The following is a 6,719-nucleotide window of genomic DNA, read 5'->3' on the forward strand; positions in this document are numbered from 1 at the left end:
CAACACGCATCGCATTGACGCCAGTTTTGCGAATGCGACGGCGGATAACGGCACGTTCACCGACCGGGTGCGTTCGCCGGAGCTGCTGGGCAAGGTGGATCTGGGCTTGCAGATGTTCCGCGCGGGCGGGTTGGAGATCAAGGCGGGCTATAGCGCTGACTTCAGTAGCTCGTTCCTGAGTCAGTCGGCGAACATCCGACTGGGCTATTACTTCTGAGAGGGCGGAAGAAGGGGGGCCTTGGGTAGCAGAGGTGTCAGGCACCTGACGGGTAGACCGTGGACGGCAAACTGGTGGACAAGCCGCTGCACGATCTGGCGGTTGCCTGGCTAGGGCAGGCGGGGTAAGAGTCCGGAATCGTCACAATCTAGCTTCTAAATTTTACAAATTGGATCTGTCTATATCTCAAAAATATCAATACATTAATCGCGTCATTCGCGCATGAGTCCCCGCGCTGATGTCGGTACTGCAATCGCGTGGCAGTTTCGCGCCTCTGGACTGAGGCATCTGAATTAGCGTCAAAGGGCTTTAAACCATGAATGAGCAACATTCGGTTGTCAGCGTCGGGCTGTGGGCGCACGAACCCGGTAAACCAGGGGATACCGTAGACAAACCGGGCGCACTAAGGCCCGTTCGGGCCAGCGTCATTGCCGGGCTGTTAGGGACTACGGTGTGGATGATGCTGCCCACGGCGGCGTTGGCGCAGTCTTGCGGTATGCAAAGCGGCGTCTATGTCTGCAATTATTCTGGCACGTCTACCGCCTACGACTCGCAGACCGGTTCCCCGGATGCGCTTCCTATGCAGGTGAACACATCGGGCGATGTGGTGATGTCGGTGCAGCCAGGACAGGGTAGCGGCTTGAACTTCGGCTCTTACGGCGCCGATGGATCCGGCGGCAATGTCTATGGCCTGCAATTCAACAATACCGGCTCCATCACATTGAATTATGGCTCGGGTTCGAACTTGAGCCCGTACGGCCTGCAGGCCGTGCTGGGCGGGGGTAGCGGCAACCCTGGCGGGTCCAGCAGCGTCTGGACTAGCTCGCAAATCTCGGGCGGAATTGCGGTAGCTAATTCGGGGTCAATCACGATCAACATGGGTAGCGGAACTACGCAGGGCGGGGGCATCCTGGCGAGGGAGTATGGTGGTGCCGGACAGGGTTCTGGGGCGGCCGGCGGGTCGACTTTTGCTTCGAGCATTACGAATACGGGGCAATTGAATTTAACCGCGACCGGAACAACCGGCTTCGCCGGAATGCAGGCTCTATCCCTCGGGGGATATAGCAACGGTAACGGCGGGGGCGGTAATGCCGGATCGGCGTCCGTCATCTCAAACGGGGCTGTAGCTGTAAATTGGACCTGGCAAAACGCTGCCAGCACCAGTTCGGGTGTCTATGGTGTCCAGGCGCTTTCGCAGGGCGCCGATGGCGTCAGCACGAACACGAGCAGCTCTTCCGGCGGTGGAGGTACCGGCGGCCAGGGGCGCAGCGCCAGTGTCACGCTGCACGAGTATGGCGATGTCGCTGTCACGGTGAGTGGAACGGCCCCGCAGAACAGCCCCGACGTACCCGCCGCCGTGGTCGCGGCGATGAGTCTGGGTGGCGACGGCGGGTCGGCCAGCCAAGGCAACGGCAACTCCGGTGCCTTCGGCGGTGGCGCCCAACAGGTGTCCATAAGCCACGCCGATGCCTACATCACCGCGACGGGCGACTACCTACCCGGCTTGGTGGCCTACGGTGCAGGTGGCGACGGTGGCAACGGAGGCACCCCGAACTCTGCTGGCGCTGGCGGGAACCCTTCGCAAAATGGTGGGTATGGCGGCAGTACGGAGGGAGCCAGCGTCTCTGTCTCCGCACAGAATCGCAACATGACAATTTACATTGGGTCCGATGGTCCTGGCCAGTCGCCTGCTATTGCCGGTATCCAAGTGGGGGGCGATGGGGGATACGGCGGCTTTAGTCAAGACACCGGATTTTCCACGTCACACGGCGGCGATGGCGGGTCTGGAGGTAACGCGGGAGCCGTGTCGATCAGCGTGACAGGCCAAAATTCGAATGTCGTCACTGTGATCACAGACTCGCCCAGTTCGCCTGGTGTCTATGCTTCCAGCGTAGGGGGCGCCGGAAACGATGCCGGTCAAGCATTAACATCGATCGGCGGCCAGGCGGAAGGAGGAGACGGAGGCACAGGCGGCGCGGGCGGAGACATTACCGTTACGGTATCTTCGGCCCAGATTACGACGAACCATTCCAATGCCCCAGGAATCGTCGCACGCTCGCAGGGGGGGACCGGTGGCGCGGGCGGGTACGCTAATGCAGGGACGGGCTCGGCCCAGGGCGGAGATGGGGGCAATGGAGGTAGCTCTGGTAACGTCCAGGTCTCCCTGGACAGCGCGTCCTCGATCACCACGACCTACGGTTCCGATGCCATGGGCATTCTGGCCCAAAGCATCAGCGCCGATGGTAATGACTCGGGCGGCACGAATTCGTGTTGCAGCGGAGGTCCCGGCACGACCGGAGTCGGTGGCAGTGTCGGCACCGTCACTGTCACGAACGCCGGCACCATCAGTACCGCTGGTTCGACGTCTCGAGGAATTCTTGCGCAGGCCATGGCGGGCAGCGGCGGCGCCGGGGGTTCTAGCTGGTCCATCTTTCATTCCAACGCCGGCACTGGCGGCGCGGCGGGTGCGTCTGGCGCTATCACTGTCACCAATAGTGGCGCTATCACTACCGCGGGCGACACCTCGCAAGGCGTGCTCTTGCAATCCATCGGCGGCCAGGGCGGCGCCGGCGGAAGCGCTTCCGGCATCATTGCCAACGTGGGCGGCGGCGGTGGCAATGCCAGCGCGGGTGGCGATATCAGTTTCACCAACTCGGGTTCGATTTCCACGTCCGGGTCCGGCGGCATCGGGGTATTAGCCCAGTCTATCGGCGGCAATGGAGGAGATGGCGGCGGCGCGGCGGGCATCACGGTAAACGTCGGCGGCACTGGCGGCAGCTCTTCGACCACAGGCGGCACGATAACGGGCAATTTCAACAGCGGCTCCAAGATCCATACTACCGGCGACAACGCGCATGGCGCCGTGTTCCAGTCGATCGGGGGCGGCGGCGGCAACGGTGGCGATGCCACGGGAACGGGCGTTCAAGTGACGGTGAACGTGGGGGGCAGTGGCGGTTCCGCTGGCGGCGGGGGCGCTGTCACTGTTCAGGCCAATAATGCCTTCATCAGCACGACGGGCATCAAGTCGGCCGGGCTGATCGCTCAGTCGGTCGGTGGTGGCGGCGGCACGGGCGGTAATGCCGTGGGTACGTCGCTGGGAGCGCTCTTCGATGTCTCGGTGTCGGTAGGGGGGCAGGGCGGCAGCGCCGCCAATGGCGGGGGGCAGGCCGAAGTGACTTTGGTCGGCGGATCGATCGCCACTGGACAGAGCAAGAGCCTGCAACATGGCTCCTCGGATGTGCCGCAGATCTGCGCAAGGTCTTCATCTTCGCTCCGAACCTGTAATGTGCAGCCCGTGGACGGGCATGGCGTCGTCGTCCAGAGCATTGGCGGCGGTGGCGGACAAGGCGGCAATTCGCTTGCGCACTCGATCGCGGATGCCGCGCCCGTGACGCCCGGCGGAACGCAGGCGGCCGTCAGCGCCGCCGTCAGCGTCGGGGGCAACGGTGGATCCGGTGGCGATGGCGGCAGGGCGCTCTTTGCCATGTCTAGCGGTGCGGACATCACGACCCTGGGTAACGGCGCCACGGGCGTGCTGGTGCAGAGTATCGGCGGAGGCGGCGGCGACGGTGGCGACTCATCAGCCATGGCCGCCGCGATGGGCTACACGTCCGGCGCGTCGCCCACTGGCAAGGTCTATGGCGTGGAGTTGACGTCCACGGTCGCGGGCACTGGCGGAGGCGCTGGAAGCGGCGGCCAGGTGGACGTGGTAATGGGCGGCACCATTAATTCTGATGGCGGTTATGTGCCCGACGACAGTGGTAGCAGCCCCACGTCGATCGTCACCTACGGTGATTACGCAGTGGGCGTCAAGGCCCAATCCATCGGCGGCGGTGGCGGCAATGCTGGGGTGGGATCGAGCAATACCCAGGACTTCGGCACCAAGACCACCAGCTCGCTGACTTTCAATGTGGGGCGCGCCGGCTCACCCGGGGGCGATGGAGGTCCAGTGGCCGTTTACCTATACCCGGGTAAGGGCATCCAGACTTTTGGGTCATCTGCGGCGGGTGTGATTGCGCAATCCATCGGCGGCGGAGGTGGTACGTCACAAGGCGGATCCTTCAGCCTGGCGCAATCCTTGGCAGGGGGGTCCCAGAAGCCCGGCGCCAATGTCAACCTGGGCAACCAGACAAGCGAGAAGGGGGGCACGGGTGGCACGGTATCGGTATCGGTGCAGGCGCCCATCGTCACGCGCGGCAATGACTCTACCGGGGTCCTTGCCCANTCGATCGGCGGCGGCGGCGGGGTGGGTGGAACGTCGGGGTCGGATGGCTCCGGCGATAACCCCGTGGTGCAGGCCTTGCAAGGCCGGGAGTTCGTCAGCGACGTGGTCAATTGGTTGAATGATCCCACGTCGGGCGCTCAGGATGACACCACGCTGAATGTGTCGATAGGCGGAACCGGGGGCACGGGTGGGGCGGGAGGCGACGTCACAGTTTGGCTGGCGTCCGGTATTTCCACCCTGGGCAATCCCGTCAAGGACCAGGGCAATCAGCAGGCCAGCACAGGCGACTGGGCGCACGGCATCGTGGCGCAATCCATAGGAGGCGGAGGGGGGAAAGGTGGGACCGCATGGGCAACCGCCAATGGAGGCGACTGGGCGGAGGTCAACAGCTCATATAACTTTGCTGTGGGCGGCACCGGCGGCAGCGGCGGCGCCGGCGGTACCGTCACGGTCAATCTGCAGAACAACGGCGTTATCCAGACCGTCGGTTATGGCGCCACGGGTATTGTGGCGCAGAGCATTGGCGGCGGAGGCGGCATGGGCGCGGACGGATCCGACGCGCTCGGCGGTAATCTGTCTGTGGGTATGACGAAAGGACGCGACGGCGGCGCAGGCGGGGCCGGGGGATCCGTCGTCATCAATGAGTATGGCAACCTGGGCAGCACCATTCAGACGCAAGGCATATTCGCCGACGGCATCAACGCCCAGTCTGTCGGCGGTGGAGGCGGTATTGCTGGCGCGGGCTCCAGCGTGTGGGGTTCGTACGGCGTGCCGGGCGCGCATGCCAAGGCCGGCATGACTTTCACGGCGGGTGGCGGTACGTCGTCCAGCGGTGGGGGCGGCAGCGTGCAAATCAACCCGGACTTCGCCAACAACCCGCTTTTAGTGAACGTATCGGGTTACGGCGCCTATGGCGTGCTGGCCCAGAGTATCGGCGGAGGTGGCGGCAACATCATCGCCAACCAAGCGGGCTCGGGCACGCCGACGATTCAATTAGGGGGCGTGGGTAACGATGCGCAAGCGTCGGGCGGCGCGGTACAGGTCAATTTGACATCGCCGTCCGTGATCACCGCCAGCGGCATCGCGGGTATCGGCGTCGTGGCGCAATCCGTAGGCAGTGGGGGGGGCATCATTCGCATCAACGACGGCACCAACACCACGCCTGGGCTTACCACCGGCTATAACGCCACGTTCGCCAACCAGACCTCTCCTGGCCCGGCCGACGGCGGCAGCGTGACGGTGAGCTCGTATGCAACGATCAGCGCCAATGGGCCCGGGGGCATCGGCATTTTCGCGCAGAGTGTGGGCGGCGGCGGCGGCTTGATTTTGAATGGCTCCACGCTTTATGCCGGGGCGCCCCTGCAGCAAGGGATCATCTGCGGGGCCAGCGATTGCGGCAGCTCCACCAGCGGCAGCGACAACTTCACCGTGACGCTGCTGAGTAATTCCGTTTCCGCCACGGGCGAGAATGGCGTCGGGATCTTCGCCCAGGCCGCGGGATACGGCCTGATAGCCAGCGGCACGCCCAATGTGATCGTAGGCAGTGGAGATGACTCTAACGGCCACACCACGACGGTGACCGGGGGCACGGGCAACGGCGCTGCCATCTGGATTGATCGCCCCAACGGCCCGTCCGGACTTAGCCAGGCCTACATCAAGGCGCAACTGGATGGCGTCATCACGACTGCGGCGGGTTCCAGCGGCACGGCGGTCAAAGTAACCGGAGGCGGCAGCGTCACACTGACTAACCTGGGCAGCATCACGGGCACGCTCGCCCTCGGTCCCGAGAGTGTGCAGAGCGGTAGCGGAAGCTTCAACGCCGGCCCGGTGAACAGCAATGGCGGCTACGACAGCGACCGCGGTGTCATGCGCAACCAGGGCATCTGGACCGCCGGCAAGCTGGCGGTGGCGGACATCGTGAACGAAGGCAATATCCGCTACGACGATGCCACGATGGCTACGCGAGTGAATGGCCATTTCATTCAGACGGCGAAAGGCCGGCTCAGCCCGCTGATCGATTCGGTCAATGGCAAGGCCAGCTTGTTCCAGGTGGAAGGCAGCGCCAAGTTGGATGGGGCGATCGTGCCCACCGCGGTAACGTTGCTGCCGGGCGAGGTGCCGGTGCTGACTGCGGGCAGTCTGGACGGCATGCCCGATGCGCAGGATTCGCTGATCTACCGCTGGGATACCAAGCGCAGCGGCAATACGCTGTCGATCACACCGACGGCGGATTTCACACCTGCCGGTGTGGCGCTGAACCAAAGCCAGCAATCGCTG

General features: G+C 64.1%; 1 protein-coding gene. It reads left to right on the top strand.

All coding sequences use genetic code 11. From position 1 onward, the window contains the following. Nucleotides 1-217, top strand: a 217-nt coding sequence (locus ACNAZS_RS26660) for a hypothetical protein (protein WP_415793630.1), incomplete at its 5' end; no start/stop codon positions are given. Nucleotides 218-6,719 lie beyond the last annotated feature (6,502 nt).

It is taken from the genome of Bordetella tumulicola, from assembly GCF_965138755.1.
GTDB classification, from domain to species: domain Bacteria; phylum Pseudomonadota; class Gammaproteobacteria; order Burkholderiales; family Burkholderiaceae_B; genus Bordetella_A; species Bordetella_A tumulicola.